The following is a 16637-nucleotide window of genomic DNA, read 5'->3' as shown; positions in this document are numbered from 1 at the left end:
TTCACGCCCACATCAAGGCAGGGTAAGGTAGTGACCATGTCCCGACTCATCCCTCCCCATTCCGTTCCGCCGTCGCTCGGCGATCTCGAAACCATCGCCCAGGCCGCCTTTGCCGAAATTCCGGCCGAGCTGCGGGCCTATGCCGCCGACATTATCATTCGCGTCGAGGACTTTCCCGACGAGGAGGTCGAGCAGGAGATGGAACTGGAATCGCCGTTCGATCTTCTGGGCCTTTATCGTGGCGTGTCGATGGCCGACCAAAGCTTCAACGAGACGCAGCCTAGGTCGGACGTCGATATGATCTTCCTCTATCGTCGGCCGCTGCTGGACTATTGGTGCGAGACCGGCGAGGATTTGTCGGGCCTGGTCAAGCATGTGCTGATCCACGAGATCGGCCATCATTTCGGCCTGAGCGACGATGACATGGAGCGCATCGAGGACGAGTCATAAGGGGGGAACCGTGGCAGAAAGCACCGTGACCGCGCTCGAGCCCGAACGGCTCTATACCGTTTGCGATCCCGACCAGCTGAATTTCGCCAGCACAGCCGACCTGGAAGACACCGACGAGCCGATCGGCCAGGACCGTGCCGTCCAGTCGATCCGCTTCGCCATCGGCATGGCCCATCGCGGCTTCAACCTGTTCGCCCTGGGGCCGGAAGGCACCGGGCGGCGCTCGCTGGTGATGCAGTACCTGCTGCAGGCGGCGGCCGACCAGCCGGCGCCCGACGACTGGGTCTATGTCAACGATTTCCAGAACGCCCACCGTCCCAATCCGTTGCGCCTGCCGCCCGGGCGCGGCCCCGGCCTGAAGAAGGACATGGCCGAGCTGATGACCGAGCTGGGTCAGGCCCTGCCGGCCGCCTTCGAGGCCGAGGAATATCGCGCCCGGCGCCAGGCCATCGAGGCCTCGCTGAAAGAGCATCAGGACGAGAACTTCCAGAATGTCGGGGCCGAGGCGGCGGAAAAAAGCGTCGCCCTGATCCGCACGCCGGTCGGTCTGGCGCTGGCGCCGATGCGGGACGGCGAGGTGCTGTCGCCCGACGAGTTCCAGAAACTGTCCGAAGAGGACCAGGAGCATTTCAAGGCCGAGATGGAGCGGCTGCAGGAAAAGCTGGAAGCCACCATCAAGAAGGTGCCGGTGTGGGAGCGCGAGACCCGCGCCAAGATCCGCGAACTGGACCAAGAGGTGACCAATTTCGCCATCAGCCACCTGATGGACGAGGTCAAGGAGAAATACGCCGACCTGTCGGAAGTTCTGGCCTATCTGGATGCCGTGGCCGCCGACGTCGCCGAGAATGTCGCCGATTTCCTGGGCGACGGCGAGGGTGGCCGCTCGAAGCCGGCCAAGCCCAGCCCGGCCGGCGAAAGCTCGATCCGCCGCTATCGCGTCAACGTTTTGGTCGATCACGGGGCGACCATCGGTGCCCCGGTGGTGTTCGAGGACCACCCGACCCAGCCCAACCTGTTGGGCCGGGTCGAGCATGTCGCCCAGTACGGCGCCCTGATCACCGATTTCAACCTGATCAAGCCGGGCGCGCTGCACAAGGCCAATGGCGGCTATCTGGTGATGGACGCCCGCAAGGTGCTGCTGAACCCCTTCGCCTGGGAGGATCTGAAGCGCGCCCTGAAAACCCGCGAGTTGCGGCTGGAAAGCCCCGGCCAGAGCCTGGGGCTGCTGTCCACCGTCAGCCTGGAGCCCGGCCCGATCGCCATCGACGTCAAGGTGGTGCTGATCGGCGACCCATCGCTTTATTACCTGCTGTCGCACTACGATCCCGAATTCACCGAACTGTTCAAGGTCGCCGCCGATTTCGACTGGCGCATGGACCGCTCGCCCGCCAACATCGTGGGCCTTGCCCGCTCGGTGGCGACGCTGACCCGCAAGGAAAACCTGAAGCAGCTGGATCGCACCGCCATCGCCCGTCTGGTCGAACAGGCCAGCCGCGAGATCGAGGATTCGGCCAAGCTGTCCACCCACATGGCCAGCCTGGCCGATTTGGTGCGCGAGGCCGACCATTGGGCCGGCCAGGCCGGTGCCGAGCTTATCACCGCTGCCCACGTCCAACAGGCCATCGACGCAGCCACCTATCGCCAGGACCGGGTGCGCGAGCATGTGCAAGACGAAATCCGCCGTGGAACCGTTCATGTCGCGACGGAAGGGTTCGAAATCGGCCAGATCAACGGTCTGGCGGTGCTGCAATTGGGGCGTTTCGCCTTCGGCCGGCCCAGCCGTATCACCGCCCGGGTGCGGTTCGGCAAGGGCGAGGTGATCGACATCGAGCGCGAGGTCGATCTGGGCGGGCCGCTGCATGGCAAGGGGGTGATGATCCTGTCGTCGTTCCTGGCCTCGCGCTTCGGCGCCGACGGCCCGCTGACGCTGGCCGCCAGCCTGGTGTTCGAACAATCCTATGGCGGCATCGAGGGCGATTCGGCGTCGTCGACCGAGCTTTACGCCCTGCTGTCGGCCCTGGCCGAACTGCCCATCGACCAAGGTCTGGCGGTGACCGGCTCGGTCGACCAGTTCGGCCGCGTCCAGGCCATCGGCGGCGTCAACGAGAAGATCGAGGGCTTCTTCGACCTGTGCGCGGCGCGCGGCCTGACCGGCCGGCAGGGCGTGCTGATTCCCGCGACCAACGTCGCCCACCTGATGTTGCGCGCCGATGTGGTCGAGGCCTGCCGCCAAGGTCGTTTCGCGATCTATCCCATCGAGACCATCGACCAGGGCATCGCCTTGTTGACCGGCAAGCCGGCCGGCACCGCCAATGCGGCGGGGCGCTATCCGCCGGGCAGCGTCAACGCCCGGGTCCAGGCCCGGCTGAAGGCCTTCCTGCGTGCCGCCGAGCGCCTGCAGGGGCGGTCCGAACCTTCCGGGCAGAAACCCAAATCTCGGCCCTAACAGGCTCGAGGAAAAACTCATACCAAGGTTTTTTGCGAGATGACTGTCATGCCCGGACTTGATCCACGGCTGTCCGGTTCAATCATCCCGGATTGAGCAGAGCGACAGGGACCCGGCCGGTTTCAGGACCTCGTCGGTTGGCGGGACTTGATTTTCCGTTTCCCCATGGCGTCACCCTCGGGCTTGACCCGAGGGTCCACGCGTCGGGTCGCAAAAGTCATTGGAAACAACTGGATAGGCGGAGCCGCGTAGATGGCCGGGTCGAGCCCGGCCATGACGAATTGGGAAACTGCCTCGGATCAGGAGTTCTTCCGCAACCTGCCAACCCTGTTGCGGCGATGCAACAGTGTGATTCGAATGAATCGGTCGAGTCGGATCGGGGCTTCCCTTTCGCAGTCGCGGGACTATATCTAGGGTGATGAAGTTCACCTGCCGTTGGTTCCCATGCGTTTGCTGACCGTCCTTTGTGTGTGTGCCCTTGCCGCCGCCCCGGCCTTCGCCGAGGACGGGGCTTCGTCGCGCCCGCGCCTGGTCGGTGGCGGCATCGATCTCTTGAAGGCCGATTTCGCCCGTGGCGCCGGCATGGGCGAAAGCCAGGCGGAAATCTTCGGCAAGGGCGCGTTCAGCGCCGGCGCGGTGTCGGGGCCCGAGCGCATGGCCATCGGCGGCTATACCTCGTACATGTTCAACGATATCCGGCTGTCCTCGTCGCTTAAAAGCGACCCGGTCGGCCATTCGGCCGATCTGTCGGCCGCCTATTCCGGCGCCTTCATGGGCATCGACGGCACCGCCTTGGTGCGGATGGGCTATGAATGGGGCAGTGCCGGCTCGTTCAGCCCGAATCCGGCGCAGATGGGGGTGACCGCCTTTGATGGTTACCGCCCGGGCAGCGACCTGTCCTTGTCCTTGTCCTTGACCCACGACATCACGCCGGGCTTTTCCTTCGGCGGATTCGCCGCCGCCAATCGCGGCGAGGTCGAGGCCGAGCGCGCCCAGTCGGGCTTCTCGCTGGGTGCCGGCCTGGGGCTCAAATTCTAAGATGGACCATGGCACTCTTCAGCGCTTGGCCCGCTATAACCAGTGGGCCAACGGCCGGCTTTATGCCGCCTGCGGGCAGCTTGGCCAGGACGAGTTGGCGCGCGAGCGGCCCAGCTATTTCGGGTCGATCCTGGCGACGCTGAACCACATCTTGCTGGCCGATCGCGTATGGATGGGCCGCTTCGAGGGCCAACCCGCCCAGGGCATCGTGTCGCTGGGCCAGATCCTGCACCCGGATTTCTCCGGCCTGAAAGAGGCCCGTGACGAGTTCGACCGGCACATCGTCGCCTGGTGCGACGGACTGAGCGGCGATCTGGCGCGACCGCTGGCCTATCGCACCATCGCCGGTGTGGCGGCCGAGACCCCGCTGAATTGGTCCTTGTTTCACTTCTTCAACCACCAGACCCACCATCGCGGCCAGGTGCACGGCCTGCTGTCGCACGCCGGCATCGAGCCGCCGCCGCTGGACCTGATCTATCACCTGCGCGAGGCCTGATCGGTCGTCCGCGCAAAAGTCCCGCGCGGAAAGCTTGCTTGAGCACGGGGTTTCCAAACAAAATCGGGGAAAAGTACACCGAGGCGAAGCCGAGGGACTTTTCCACGGGCAACTGATCACCCCAAGGCTTCGCCGCGGGCGGCCTTGCTCAGCAGGGCGACGGTGTTGTCAATCCCGTAAAGCTTGATGAAGCTGCCCATGCGCGGCCCCTGGTCCTGACCCAGCAGCACCTCGTAGCACGACTTGAACCACGCCTTCAGTTCGGGGAAGGCGTCGCGCTTGCCCACCGAATAGACGGCGTTCTGGATGTCCTCGGCGCTGGCGTCGGCGGCCAAGGCCTTCAGGGCCGCTTCCAGGTCGGCGAAGGCGGCGGCCTCGTCCGCATTGGCCAGGCGATAGGTCTTGGTCGGCTTGACGAAGTCGCGGTAATAGGCGACGGCGCCGTCGACCAGACGGTCGAGGATGGGGGCGGTCGTCGGGCTGGCGCCCGGGGCATAGCGCTGGATGAAGCCCCACAGCACCGCCTTGTCCTCGGAATTGCACACCGAAGCCAGGTTCAGCAGGATCGAGAAGGTGAGGTGGGTGTCCTCGTGCGGGGGGTGGCCATTGTGGATGTGCCAGGCCGGGCTGTCCAGGCGCTTTTGCGTCTCGTCGGTTTCGAACTTGCCGATATAGGTCAGCCAGTCATCGACCGAGCGCGGGATGACGTCGAAATAAAGCCGCTTGGCCGCCTTGGGCTTCTGGTACATGAACAGGGCCAGGCTTTCGTGGGGGGCGTATTTCAGCCAATCCTCGACCGCCAGGCCGTTGCCCTTGGACTTGGAAATCTTCTGGCCCTGGTCGTCCAGGAACAGTTCGTAGGTCAGGTTCATCGGCGGCCGGCCGCCCAGGATGCGGCAGATCTTCGACGACAGTTCCAGCGACGGGATCAGGTCCTTGCCGCTCATCTCGTAATCGACGCCCAGCGCGGTCCAGCGCATGGCCCAATCGGCCTTCCACTGCATCTTGCAGGCGCCGCCGGTGACCGGGGTTTCGACCTTCTTGCCGTCTTCCCTTTGGTAGACGATGGTGCCGGCGGCCAGGTTTCGCTCGATCACCGGGACCTGCAGCACGATGCCGGTTTCCGGGCAGACCGGCAGGAAGGGGGAATAGGTCTTGCGCCGTTCCTCGCCCAGCGTCGGCAGCACGACGTTGATCACCTCGTCGTAATGGGCCAGCACCCGCAGCAGGGCGTCGTCGAAGCGGCCCGAACGGTACCAGTCGGTGGCCGACTGGAATTCGTATTCGAAGCCGAAGGTATCGAGGAAGCTGCGCAGCCGGGCATTGTTGTGATGCCCGAAGCTTTCATGGGTGCCGAACGGGTCGGGGATGGCGGTCAGCGGCTTGCCCAGGTGCGGACGGATCATGTCCTGGTTGGGGATGTTGTCGGGGACCTTGCGCAGGCCGTCCATGTCGTCGGAAAAGGCGAACAGGCGGGTGGGCAGGTCGGGGGCGATGACCTTCAAGGCGTTTCGGACCATGGTGGTGCGCACCACTTCGCCGAAGGTGCCGATATGGGGCAGGCCCGACGGGCCGTAGCCGGTCTCGAACAGCACATAGCCCTTGTCCGGCACGGTGCCTTTCAGGCGATCGTCCAGCAGGGCGCGGGCCTCCTGGAACGGCCAGGCGGTGGACGAGCGGGCGAGCTGGGACAAGTCGGACATGGGCATGCATCCTGGTAAGAAGAACCCGAGAACCTAAGCTTGCCGCGCCGCAAGGTCAATGCGAAGGGCGCGCGGCGATGCTATCTTGGGGTCGAATTCGCACACGAGGATCAAGATGACCACCTGCCCCTGCGGCCTGCCCAAGGCCTTCGACGAATGCTGCGGCCCGATCATCCAGGGCCGCCCGGCCGCGACGCCCGAGGCCTTGATGCGGGCCCGCTACACCGCCTTCGTCTGCCGCGACATGGATTTCCTCGAGCGGACCCTGGCGCCCGAGAAGCAGGCCGAGTTCGACAAGGCCGAGGTCGCCGCCTCGTCCGAGGGCCTGACCGGGCTGGGGCTCGAGGTGCGCGCAGCTTACGGCGGGGCCGAGAACGAGGATAGCGGGGGCGTCGAGTATGTCGCCCGCTTCAAGGTCCGTGGCCAGGTCCACGCCCACCACGAACTGGCGAGCTTCAGGCGGGAAGGCGGCCAGTGGCTTTATGCCGACGGCCAGATGAACCCCAAATCCTCGCCGGTCCAGGCGGCCAAGGTCGGCCGCAACGATCCGTGCCCGTGCGGGTCGGGCAAGAAATACAAGAAGTGCTGCGGTGGCTGACCGGCATTTCGCCTGCACCGCCTGCGGCAAATGCTGCACCGGCCGGCTGGCGCTGACCATCCCCGATGCCCTGGCCCATGCCGATTTGTTCCCGCTGGCGGTGGCCTTCAGCCCGGTGGCGGCGGGCGCCAAGGCCTTCGCCGCCACCAAGCGCCTGGGGGTGACCGTCGCGCTGGGCCGCAAGAAGGAACTGGCGGTCCGCGTCACCCCGGTCGCCTTCATCCCGCCCGCTATGGCCTGCCCGGCCTTGGGCGGCGACGGATTGTGCACCATCCACGCGACCAAGCCGCTGCGTTGCCGGGCAATGCCGTTCCTGGCCTGGCGCGACGAAACCGACCAGGACCACTTGCTGGTGCCGCGCCCGGGCTGGGCCTGCGACGTGTCGGCGGCGGCGCCGCTGGTCTATGAAGGCAAGCGCATCGCCCAGCGCGAGGATTTCGAGGCCGAACTGGCGGCGATCCAGGCCGACGGGCCGGTGCTTCGCCGTTACGCGGAACAGATGCTGCCGATCACCCCGGGCCTGCTGGACGGCCTGATCAAGCTGGCGGGCAAGCCTGCCGGCGGCGACATGGTGCTGGGTTTCGCCACGCTTCTGAAGCGCCTGCCCGAGGTGGACAAGCAGGCGGTGGCGGCCGCTCAGGCGCCGGTGCTGGCGGCCTGGGCCGAACGCACGCAAGGCGACGACCGGGCGCGCTTCCAGATGTTCGCCGCCGAGATGGGGCGGATGCTGGCATCAGTGTAGCTCGGCCCGGATCTTCTGGCGCAGCACGTCGATGGGGACCAGATCCTCGCCCTGCTTCAGGTGCCAGAAGGTCCAGCCGTTGCAGGCAGGCGCGTTCTGGACCAGGGCGCCGACCTTATGGATCGAGCCGCGATGATCGGCGCTGATCAAGGTGCCGTCGGCCCTGACCTTGGCGGTCAGGGTGTCCTTGCCGTTGCCGTAAAGAATGGTGCCGGGCTCCAGCAGGCCGCGTTCGACCACCGTGCCGAACGGGATGCGCGGTTCCGACTTCTTCGACGGTGTCGCCAGCAGCGACAATTCCGAAATCGCCCGGGTCTTGGCGATGCGTTCCTTGGCGGCAGCGATATAATCGGGGTCGCGTTCCAGGCCGATGAAGTGACGCTTCAGCTTCTTGGCCACCGCGCCCGTCGTGCCGGTGCCGAAGAACGGGTCCAGCACCACGTCGCCCGGCTTGGTGGTGGCCATCAACACCCGGTACAGCAGCATCTCGGGCTTCTGGGTCGGATGGACCTTGGCCCCGTCCGATTTCAGCCGCTCCGAGCCGGTGCACAGCGGAATGGTCCAGTCCGACCGCATCTGCAGATCGTCGTTCAGGGCCTTCATGGCGTCGTAATTGAAGGTGTAACGGCTTTCCGCCGACTTGGCGCACCAGATCAGCGTCTCGTGGGCGTTGGTGAAGCGGGTGCCGCGGAAATTGGGCATCGGGTTGGACTTGCGCCAGACGATGTCGTTCAGCATCCAGAAGCCCAGATCCTGCAGGGCGGCGCCGACCCGGAAGATGTTGTGGTACGAGCCGATCACCCACAAGGCGCCGTCATCCTTCAAGACGCGGCGCGCAGCCGCCAGCCAGCGGCGGGTGAAGTCGTCGTAATCCTTGAAGCTGGCGAAGCGGTCCCAGTCGTCATCGACCCCGTCGACGCGGCTGTTGTTGGGACGCAGCAACTCGCCCCCCAGCTGCAGGTTGTAGGGCGGGTCGGCGAAAACCAGGTCCACCGATTTGGCGGGCAGGGCTTCCATCTGGGCGATGCAATCGCCCTCGAGGATGGTGTCGAGTGGCAGAGACATTCGGCCAATTTGAGTCAAATGGCAGAGTCTGTCAAGAACCCATTGGAATCAATACTTTTTTAACTGTTTGCCATCTCTTCGGCCTGCAGGAAGGCCAGCACATCGCCGGCCGGCATCGGCCGCGAGATCAGGTATCCCTGGGCCTCGTCGCATTCCTGGTCGCGCAGGATCGATCGTTGGCTGGTCATCTCGACGCCTTCGGCGACCACCGATAGGTCCAGGCTGTGGGCCAGGCCGACGATGGTCTGGACCAGCATGGTGTCGCGGCTGTCGGTGCCGATGTCGCGCACGAACGAGCGGTCGATCTTGACCGATCCGACCGGCAATTGCTTGAGGTAGGACAAGGACGAATAACCGGTGCCGAAATCGTCGATGGCCAGGCTGACCCCCAGGGCGGCCAGGCGCTCCAACGCCTCGATGCCGCCGCTGCCCAGTTCCATGGCGAAGCTTTCGGTGATTTCCAGGATGATCATTTCGGCCGGGAAGCCGCTGGCATCGATGACGGAACGGATGGATTCGACCAACTCGAGCGATTTCAGATCCAGGCTGGACAGGTTGACCGCCATGGTGACGCGGTGGCCGGCCTCCAGGCAGGCCTTGCCCATGGCGCAGGCCTGCTCCAGCACCAGCATGTCGATCTGGGTGATCAGGCCCAGTTCCTCGGCCAGCGGCACGAAATCGGCCGGCGAGATCAGGCCCAACTCGGGATGCGGCCAGCGCACCAGGGCCTCGAAGCCGGCGACCGAGCCGTGCTTCAGCGATTGCTTGGGCTGGTAATAGACCTGGAAGACCCGGTCGGCGATGGCGGTGCGCAGGCCGGCTTCCAGTTCCAGCCGGCGTTCCTGACGCTGCGTCATGTCCGACGAATAGAAGCGGAAGCGGCCCTTGCCCTCGGCCTTGGCCTGGTACATGGCGGTATCGGCGTGCTGCAGCAGGCTGGCGGAATCCTCGCCGTCGTCGGGATAGAAGCCGATTCCGATGCTGGCCCCGACGAAGATGTCGCGGCCGTTCAGCACGATGGGGGCTTGCAGGGCGTTCAACAGCTTCTCGGCGACCATCACCGCGTCTTCGGAATCGACGACGCGTTCGAGAATCAGGGCGAATTCGTCGCCGCCCAGGCGCGACACCGTGTCGGCGCCGCGCACCGAGCTGCGCAGGCGCCGGGCCACTTCGATCAGCAATTCGTCGCCGGCGCGGTGGCCCAGCGTGTCGTTGACCTTCTTGAACCCGTCCAGATCGACGAACAACACCGCCAGCTTGCGGTCGTCGCGGGCGGCGAAGGCCAGGGCGTGGGTCAGGCGGTCGTGGAACAAGGCGCGGTTGGGCAGGTCGGTCAGCGGATCGAAATGGGCCAGGTGCTGGATATGCTTCTGGGCTTCCAACTGTTCGGTGATGTCGCGGAAGCTGGCGACGAAGTGCCGTGGCCGGTCGGTGTCGGGCTCGGCGACGGCGGCAATGGTTTCCCAGGCGGCGAAGATGCTGCCGTCCTTGCGGCGGTTCATGATCTCGCCCTGCCAGTGGCCCTTTTCGATCAGGGACTGCCACATCCCGGCATAGAAGGCATCGTCGTGGTGGTAGGACCGCAGCAGGTTGGCCTTGTGGCCGACCGCCTCGTCGGCATCGTAGCCGGTCAATTGGGTGAAGGCCGGGTTGATCCGCAAGATGGTGCCGTCGGCATTGGTGATGACCATCGCCTCCAAGGCGTTGCTGAACATCTGGGCGGCCAGCCTGGCCTCGGCGGCCGAGCGGGCCCGCTCGCCCAGGCGGGCGGCGGCGCGGCGCCCGCCCCAGCCGATTCCCAGCAGCCCGACCAGCCAAACACCGGAATGGGTGGCGGCGATGGCGCCGTGGGCGGCCGTCTCGGCGGCGGCGTAGGGGGCCATCGGCACCGACACGCTGACCGCGCCGCGCACCGACCCGTTGGGGAAGCCCAGATGGCCATGACACTTCTGGCAGCTTTCCTGCATGATCATCGGGCGGACCAGACGCATGTACTGGTCGCCGTCGATGGCGCTGACCTCGACCACTTCCTGGGCCTGGCCCGCCGAGAAGCGGTTGATGGCCTCGGCCTCCCACGGATCGGCCTTGTTGTTGGGATTGAGATAGACGATGCCGACGATGCGGCCCTTGATGCCGTACAGGTGGCCGAAATCCTGCATCATCTCGCGCAGCATGTAGGCCGGGTTCATCAAGGTCAGCTTGCGGCCGTCGGTGGTCTCCAGATCGCGGTCGGGCAGGTGGGCCATCCACGGGCTGGGCGGGGTCTTCTCGGTCGGCTCGACATAGACGCCGCCATGTTCCGATGCCCACTGGCGATAGGCCTGGTCCTTCTTGAAGGCATCGCGGGCGGTGTTCAGCGCCAACTGCAGCGAAACGTCATGCTGGCGGTCGATATTCCACAGCAGCGAGATGCCGGCGAGAACAGTCCAGAGCAAGGCCAATAGGGCGGCATAGCGCCAAACCTGGCGCCGGGAAGCGTGCTCATGATTTTCCGATCGGTGCGGCATTCCTGCTTCGCTGCGAATATCCCTAACTGATATGGGATAGGGGAAAGCCGAACCCAAGTCTAGAACAACGCCATTTGCGCCACCGGCGCGAAACTGGTGCGGTGGTGCGGCGTTGGACCCAGGCGGGCCAGGGCTTCCATGTGTTGACGGGTGCCGTAGCCGGCATTCTTGTCCCAGCCGAAATCAGGATATTCAATGGCCAGTTGGGCCATGATGCGGTCGCGATGGACCTTGGCCACCACCGAGGCCGCGGCGATCGACAAGGACCGGGAATCGCCGCCGACCACGCATTGGACCGCGCAGGGCAGGGGCGGCGGGCGGTTACCATCGACCAGGGCGGCATCCACCGGCCGGCCAAGCGCTTCGTGGGCGCGGCGCATGGCCAGGAAGGTGGCCTGCAGGATGTTCAGGCGGTCGATCTCGGCGACCGACGCCAAGCCGATGCCAACGATACTGCTTTCCAGCACCAGGGCGGCCAGCACCTCGCGCTTGGCCGCCTTCAGCTTCTTGGAATCGTCCAACTCGGCGGTCAGGCGGGCGGGAATGGTGGAAGGCAGGATCACCGCCGCCGCCACCACCGGCCCGGCCAGCGGGCCGCGCCCGACCTCGTCGATGCCGCAGACGATGCCGCCCAGGGCTGTCTCCAGCGACAGATCAGGCATCGGGAGGCTCCTTGGGCGGCGGCGGCAGGGCGGCGCGGCCATAGACGGCGCCCAGCAGGGCCTTCAGGCTGCTGGCCTCGGCGACCCGGTGCAAGCGCCGCATGGTGAACAGCCAGAAGGGCGAAAGCGCCAGCGACAGCACCGCCACCGCCACCACCAGCTTGGTCTCGGACGCGGTGATCAGCCGGTTGGCCTTGCCGACCTCGGCCAGCAGGAACGAGAACTCGCCGATCTGGGCCAGGGCGGCGCCGGCCAGCACGGCGGCGCCCCAATCCTGGCGGGTCAGGCGCAACGCCGCGACGTTCAGGGCCGTCTTGAACAAGGTGACCATCAGCAAGAGCAGCAGCACGGTCCCCAGATTCTTCCAGATGAAGGCGAAATCCAACAGCAGCCCGATCGACAGGAAGAATACCATCAGCAGCACGTTGCCGACCGGCTCGGCGCTTTTCAGGATCGATTCGCGCTGCGACGAATTGCCGATCACCACCCCGGCCAGGAAGGCGCCATAGGCCGGCGACAGGTCCATCAGGCCGGACAGCGCGGCGGCGCCGAAGCACCATGCCAGGGCGGTCAGCGGTCCCAGTTCGACATGGCGGGCCAGCTTGCCGGTGACCGGCAGGCGCAGGCGGCGGTTGACCAGCAGCCAGAACAAGGCGGCGAGGAAGGCCACCGAGAACACCACCTTGCCGGCGTCCAGCGGCGAGATTCCGGCCCGGCTGACGCCGCCCAGCACCAGCATCATCGGCACCACGGCGATGTCCTGGGCGATCAGGATGCCGACGGTGACGCGGCCGACGGTGCTGTCGTCGTCGCCCGAGCTTTCCAGCATCTTGATGACCACCGCGGTCGACGACACCGCGACGGCGAAGCCCAGCACCAGGGCCAGGCCGAAGCTCCAGCCCAGCAGGGGGCGAAGCGCCAGGGCGGTGCCGACCGATCCGGCGATCTGGACCAGGGTGACGAACAAGGCCACCTTCCAGCCCTGGATGAAGCGGCGCAGGTCCAATTCGATGCCGACCACGAACAGCAGCATCAGCACCCCGAACTCGGCCAGGGTGGTGACCGCCTCGCGGTTGGCGACCAGGCCGGCCCCCGACGGGCCCAGCACCACGCCGGCCAGGATGTAGCCGACGATGGCCGGCTGCTTCAGGCGCGCCATCACCACGCCGCACACCAGGGCGGCCAAGGCGACGATGGCGGTGGCGGTCAGCTCGGGATGGGCAAGTTGGTCGATCATGGCGAACTGGCTCTTAGCACGTTTCGGCCCCGTCGTTTAGTCGTGCTTCGTGGCAAGGATGTGGCGGCGTGTCCATAAGATCAGTGGGCCCAGCCCGGCCACCAGTCCGACGCAAGCGAAGGCCAGCCCCCAGGCGAGGGTGCGGTCGGGGCCGGCCGCGTCCAGCACCAGGCCGAAGGCCAGCGGCCCCAGGAAGCCGCCGGTGAAGCCGATCAGCGAATGGACGGCGATGGTGGCACCGCGCCGGCCGGGCTCGGCGATCAGCACGGCGCCGGTGGTCAGCGCCGCCGAATCCACCTGCACCAGCGCGCTATAAAGAAGCATGGCCGCCACCAGCCACGGATAGGGCAGGGGCGCCATGAATCCGATCACCAGCGCCATCGCCGCCGAGGCGGCCCCGGCCACGGCGCAGGTGCGCGCGCGATCGCCGCGGCTGGCGAGACCAGCCCCCCAGATGCTGGCCGCCATCGCCGCCAGCGCCGACCAGGTGGCGATGGCGGTGGGCGAGGCCCAGACCGAAGGCTGGGTCGCGGCACCCGCTAGGGCGAAGGTCAGGAACGCCACTTGCCAGCTGCGCAGGGCGAACAATTCCCAGGTATGGGCGAAATAGGCCAGGACATAGCCCATCACCGCGCGATTGGCGAAGACCGGACGGAAATCCAGCAAAGCGCCGGGCGTGGCGGAAGCCTGGGCGGGTGTCTCCTTGCTCAGGCCCAGCCCGACCAGACCAAGGGCGGCCAGCGCCGCCAGGCCGGACATGCCATAGGCGACGCGCCAGCCCCACAGCTCGGCCACGACCCCGACGGCCAGGAACGAGACCGAGGTCCCCAGCGAGAAGCTGGCGGTGTACCAGCTGATCCAGGCTGTCTGGCGCGGTCCGCTTGTCCGATCGACCAAGGCGCGCAGGCCGGGCATGTAGGTGCCGGCCAATCCGGCCCCGCCCATCAGGCGCAAGGCCAGGCCGGTCCAGAAGCCGCCGGGCAGAAGGGCGAAGCCCATGCAGGACAGGGCCGCCAACAGCGCCCCAAACATATAGATGCGTTTGGCGTCGATGCGGTCGGTAGTCGCGGTCAAGACCGGCACCGCGACGGCGTAGCCGGCGAAATGGATGCCGGCGATCCAGCCGGCCTGGGTGGCGGTCAGGCCCCACTCGGCCGAGAACGTCGGCAGCAGGGCCGGGAAGGCGAACACCCCCAGCATGGTCAGGACTTCGGCGAGGCACAAGGTCAGGACAGGCCGCATGGCGCAGCTTATCGCAAAATCACCCCGTGGGGCAGCAGGTCATGCCGGGTGCAGCACCAACCGCCCGGAGGGCAACTCGCCGAGATCAAGGCGATGCGCCGTCTTGGGCCTACCAGAGACTTCCAGCCAAAGCTGCCCGTCGGGCTCGAGGCGCCACCGGCCGACGGTCTGGTCGGTCCCATCCCCGGCGGCGATGTCGTCCGTGATCAGGTCGCCGCCGGCCAGAAATTCCAGGCCCCGCCGTCCCCGTGACGGCGGGAACGGGAAATCCTCGCGGCGGTACACCCGGTCGCCGCCGTCATCCTCTTCATGGGAATGTCTCCAATGCCCGACAAGCAGGGCGGCGGGTTCTGCCATTGTTTTTTCTCCCGGTCGGCCGGCGAATGGGGCGGCATCTCCGGATGCCGCCCCCCCGCTGGTCAGGCCAGCTTGCTGTTGTTGGTCAACAACCAGATGGTCCCGGTCCCGGTGCCGGGGCGGTACAACGCCATGTGATCGGGCTTGCCGGAACCGTCGTAGTCGAAGGCGAAGGCGCGGTCGGCCGCCGACCTGAGGTCGTAGCCGCCGATGCCCTGGCCCGGGTCGCCCTGCTGGTAGACCGGCGTGAACGAGGTTCCCGAGCGCTTCAGGATCCACATGGTGCCGGTGCCGGGGCGGTATAGGGCCATATGGTCCAGCTTGCCGGTGCCGTCGTAGTCGAAGGCGAAGGCTTGGTCGGCGCCGGACTTGAGGTCATAGCCGCCGATGCCCTGGCCGGGGTCGCCCTGCTGGTAGACCGGGGTAAAGGACGTTCCCGAGCGCTTCAGGATCCACATGGTTCCGGTGCCGGGGCGATACAGGGCGATGTGGTCCAGCTTGCCGGTGCTGCCGTAATCGAAGGCGAAGGCGCGGTCGTTGGGCGACTTGAGGTCATAGCCGCCGATGCCCTGGCCGGGGTCGCCTTGCCGGTAGACCGGCGTGAACGAGGTTCCCGAGCGCTTCAGTATCCACATGGTTCCGGTGCCGGGGCGGTACAGGGCCATGTGGTCCAGCTTGCCCGACCCATCGTAGTCGAAGGCGAAGGCGCGATCGTTGGGCGACTTGAGGTCGTAGCCTCCGATGCCCTGGCCGGGGTCGCCCTGCTGGTAGACCGGGGTGAACGAGGTTCCCGAGCGCTTCAGGATCCACATGGTGCCGGTGCCGGGGCGGTACAGGGCGATGTGATCCAGCTTGCCGGAGCCATCATAGTCGAAGGCGAAGGCGCGATCGTTGGGCGACTTGAGGTCGTAGCCTCCGATGCCCTGGCCGGGGTCGCCCTGCTGGTAGACCGGCGTGAACGAGGTTCCCGTGCGCTTCAGAATCCACATGGTGCCAGTGCCGGGGCGGTACAGGACCAGATGGTCCAGCTTGCCGGTGCTGGCGTAATCATAGGCGAAAGCCAGGTCGTTGCCGGACCTGAGATCGTAGCCGCCGATGCCCTGGCCCGGGGCGCCTTGCTGGTAGACCGGGGAGAAGGGCGGCGAAATGGTGCTGCGGCTGTCGTCGAGGGCGGCGCGCATCCGCGCCACCTGACCTTGGGTGAACATGAACATCGCCACGTCGTCGGTGTAGTCCATGTAATTCATGAACATGTCGCCGTTGGGACCGTTGGTGCAGGTCACGTGCGGGAAGGCCGGCGTTCCGTAGTTCGGGCCAGCGGCGTTGGGGGTGTCATCGACCCGGTCGGTTCCATAGCAGGCGTCGCCATCGTCGCCCCGGATATGGAACAGGTTCAGCCAGTGGCCGACCTCGTGAGTGGCGGTGCGCCCCCTGTTGAACGGAGGCGCAGCGGTCCCCAACGTACCGAAGGCGGTATTGGCGATCACCACGCCGTCGGTGGCGGCCGGCCCGCCGGGGAACTGGGCATAGCCCAGGACGCCGTTGTTGAGTGCCGGCGCGACCCAGATATTGAGGTAGCGGCCGGCCGGCCACGGGGCGATGCCGCCGGTCGCGGCGGACTTGATGGGATTGCCGTTCTGCGAGAACGAGGCGACATTGGTCTGGGTGCGGGTGATGCCCGAGGTCGGCTGACCGTCGGGGGCCACCTTGGCCAGATAGAACTCGATCATGGCGTCGGCGGCGAGCTCTCGCCACACCGCCGGAACGCCGCCGATGTCGCCGTTGCGCTTGCGGAAGTCGGCGTTCAGAACCGCGATCTGACTTTCCACCTGAGCGTCGGAGATATTCTGTTCCGGCCGGTTCCATAAGACGTGGACCACCACCGGAATGCGGGTGACCCGGCCCGGCATGGTGCGTGCCGTTCCCCGTGCCGCCCAGGCGGAGCTTTCCAGCCGCTGGCGTGCCGCGACATAGGACGGATCCTCGGCCAGCAGGCGGTGATGCTCGGCATGCGCGCCGCACGAGCGCTTAATCGGATTGCTATCGGTCATATGGGATGCCCTCCCCTTTTCACAGAAGCATCTGCGGTTTAGC

At 66.3% G+C, this 16637-nt stretch carries 14 protein-coding genes; 6 read left to right on the top strand and 8 right to left on the bottom strand.

Features of this window, described 5'->3' with window-relative positions:
* Positions 1 to 36: 36 nt before the first annotated feature.
* The 4 genes from A6A05_RS03405 to A6A05_RS03390 all read left to right on the top strand — a co-directional run bounded on the left by A6A05_RS03405 (position 37) and on the right by A6A05_RS03390 (position 4430).
* On the top strand, positions 37 to 450 hold the full coding sequence (locus A6A05_RS03405) for a metallopeptidase family protein (RefSeq protein WP_068497475.1): 414 nt from the start codon (positions 37 to 39) through the stop codon (positions 448 to 450).
* Positions 451 to 460: 10 nt separating this feature from the next.
* A complete protein-coding gene (locus A6A05_RS03400; protein ID WP_068497473.1) occupies positions 461 to 2896 on the top strand; it encodes a Lon protease family protein in 2436 nt (811 codons plus the stop codon).
* A gap of 444 nt (positions 2897 to 3340) precedes the next feature.
* Positions 3341 to 3934 carry a hypothetical protein gene (locus tag A6A05_RS03395; RefSeq protein WP_068497472.1) on the top strand — a complete coding sequence of 198 codons (594 nt, stop codon included), beginning with the start codon at positions 3341 to 3343 and terminating at the stop codon, positions 3932 to 3934.
* Position 3935: 1 nt separating this feature from the next.
* Entirely contained in the window at positions 3936 to 4430 is a 495-nt protein-coding gene (locus tag A6A05_RS03390) for a DinB family protein (RefSeq protein ID WP_068497465.1), read from the top strand.
* 116 nt (positions 4431 to 4546) lie between these two features.
* Here the strand turns inward: A6A05_RS03390 and A6A05_RS03385 are convergent, their stop codons facing one another.
* Positions 4547 to 6133, bottom strand: a complete 1587-nt coding sequence (locus A6A05_RS03385; protein WP_068497462.1) for a lysine--tRNA ligase — start codon at positions 6131 to 6133, stop codon at positions 4547 to 4549.
* 115 nt (positions 6134 to 6248) lie between these two features.
* Between A6A05_RS03385 and A6A05_RS03380 the strand changes: the two genes are divergently transcribed.
* Entirely contained in the window at positions 6249 to 6731 is a 483-nt protein-coding gene (locus A6A05_RS03380) for a YchJ family protein (protein ID WP_068497460.1), read from the top strand.
* A complete protein-coding gene (locus A6A05_RS03375) occupies positions 6724 to 7473 on the top strand; it encodes a YkgJ family cysteine cluster protein (protein ID WP_068497459.1) in 750 nt (249 codons plus the stop codon). Before A6A05_RS03380 ends, A6A05_RS03375 begins: the two co-directional genes overlap by 8 nt.
* Here the strand turns inward: A6A05_RS03375 and A6A05_RS03370 are convergent.
* The 7 genes from A6A05_RS03370 to A6A05_RS21425 form a co-directional block, all read right to left on the bottom strand.
* On the bottom strand, positions 7465 to 8538 hold the full coding sequence (locus tag A6A05_RS03370) for a site-specific DNA-methyltransferase (RefSeq protein WP_068497457.1): 1074 nt from the start codon (positions 8536 to 8538) through the stop codon (positions 7465 to 7467). The two genes, A6A05_RS03375 and A6A05_RS03370, sit on opposite strands and share 9 nt — an antisense overlap.
* Positions 8539 to 8597: 59 nt before the next feature.
* Entirely contained in the window at positions 8598 to 11045 is a 2448-nt protein-coding gene (locus tag A6A05_RS03365) for a putative bifunctional diguanylate cyclase/phosphodiesterase (protein ID WP_068497455.1), read from the bottom strand.
* A 59-nt stretch (positions 11046 to 11104) separates the two neighbouring features.
* The gene (locus tag A6A05_RS03360; protein ID WP_068497453.1) at positions 11105 to 11707 is read right to left on the bottom strand and encodes a ribonuclease HII; all 603 of its coding nucleotides are present in this window, start codon (positions 11705 to 11707) and stop codon (positions 11105 to 11107) included.
* Complete coding sequence (gene magA, locus A6A05_RS03355; RefSeq protein WP_068497451.1) at positions 11700 to 12944, bottom strand: iron transporter MagA; 1245 nt, start codon at positions 12942 to 12944, stop codon at positions 11700 to 11702. The genes A6A05_RS03360 and magA overlap by 8 nt, the downstream gene beginning before the upstream one ends.
* 36 nt (positions 12945 to 12980) lie before the next feature.
* Complete coding sequence (locus tag A6A05_RS03350; protein WP_068497449.1) at positions 12981 to 14186, bottom strand: MFS transporter; 1206 nt, start codon at positions 14184 to 14186, stop codon at positions 12981 to 12983.
* Between the two features lie 39 nt (positions 14187 to 14225).
* Positions 14226 to 14543, bottom strand: coding sequence for a hypothetical protein (locus A6A05_RS03345; RefSeq protein WP_068497446.1), 318 nt, complete (start codon positions 14541 to 14543; stop codon positions 14226 to 14228).
* A gap of 62 nt (positions 14544 to 14605) precedes the next feature.
* The gene (locus A6A05_RS21425; protein ID WP_068497444.1) at positions 14606 to 16594 is read right to left on the bottom strand and encodes a zinc metalloprotease; all 1989 of its coding nucleotides are present in this window, start codon (positions 16592 to 16594) and stop codon (positions 14606 to 14608) included.
* Positions 16595 to 16637: the final 43 nt, after the last annotated feature.

The organism is Magnetospirillum moscoviense (assembly GCF_001650635.1).
Classification (GTDB): Bacteria; Pseudomonadota; Alphaproteobacteria; order Rhodospirillales; family Magnetospirillaceae; genus Magnetospirillum; species Magnetospirillum moscoviense.
This window is presented reverse-complemented; position numbering and strand designations above follow the sequence as displayed.

Coding starts and splice junctions, on each gene's coding strand:
- A6A05_RS03365 (WP_068497455.1), bottom strand. CDS start 11,045: ATGCCGCACCGATCGGAAAATCATGAGCACGCTTCCCGGCGCCAGGTT.
- A6A05_RS03380 (WP_068497460.1), top strand. CDS start 6,249: ATGACCACCTGCCCCTGCGGCCTGCCCAAGGCCTTCGACGAATGCTGC.
- A6A05_RS03390 (WP_068497465.1), top strand. CDS start 3,936: ATGGACCATGGCACTCTTCAGCGCTTGGCCCGCTATAACCAGTGGGCC.
- A6A05_RS21425 (WP_068497444.1), bottom strand. CDS start 16,594: ATGACCGATAGCAATCCGATTAAGCGCTCGTGCGGCGCGCATGCCGAG.
- A6A05_RS03360 (WP_068497453.1), bottom strand. CDS start 11,707: ATGCCTGATCTGTCGCTGGAGACAGCCCTGGGCGGCATCGTCTGCGGC.
- A6A05_RS03405 (WP_068497475.1), top strand. CDS start 37: ATGTCCCGACTCATCCCTCCCCATTCCGTTCCGCCGTCGCTCGGCGAT.
- A6A05_RS03395 (WP_068497472.1), top strand. CDS start 3,341: ATGCGTTTGCTGACCGTCCTTTGTGTGTGTGCCCTTGCCGCCGCCCCG.
- A6A05_RS03345 (WP_068497446.1), bottom strand. CDS start 14,543: ATGGCAGAACCCGCCGCCCTGCTTGTCGGGCATTGGAGACATTCCCAT.
- A6A05_RS03350 (WP_068497449.1), bottom strand. CDS start 14,186: ATGCGGCCTGTCCTGACCTTGTGCCTCGCCGAAGTCCTGACCATGCTG.
- A6A05_RS03370 (WP_068497457.1), bottom strand. CDS start 8,538: ATGTCTCTGCCACTCGACACCATCCTCGAGGGCGATTGCATCGCCCAG.
- A6A05_RS03385 (WP_068497462.1), bottom strand. CDS start 6,133: ATGTCCGACTTGTCCCAGCTCGCCCGCTCGTCCACCGCCTGGCCGTTC.
- magA (WP_068497451.1), bottom strand. CDS start 12,944: ATGATCGACCAACTTGCCCATCCCGAGCTGACCGCCACCGCCATCGTC.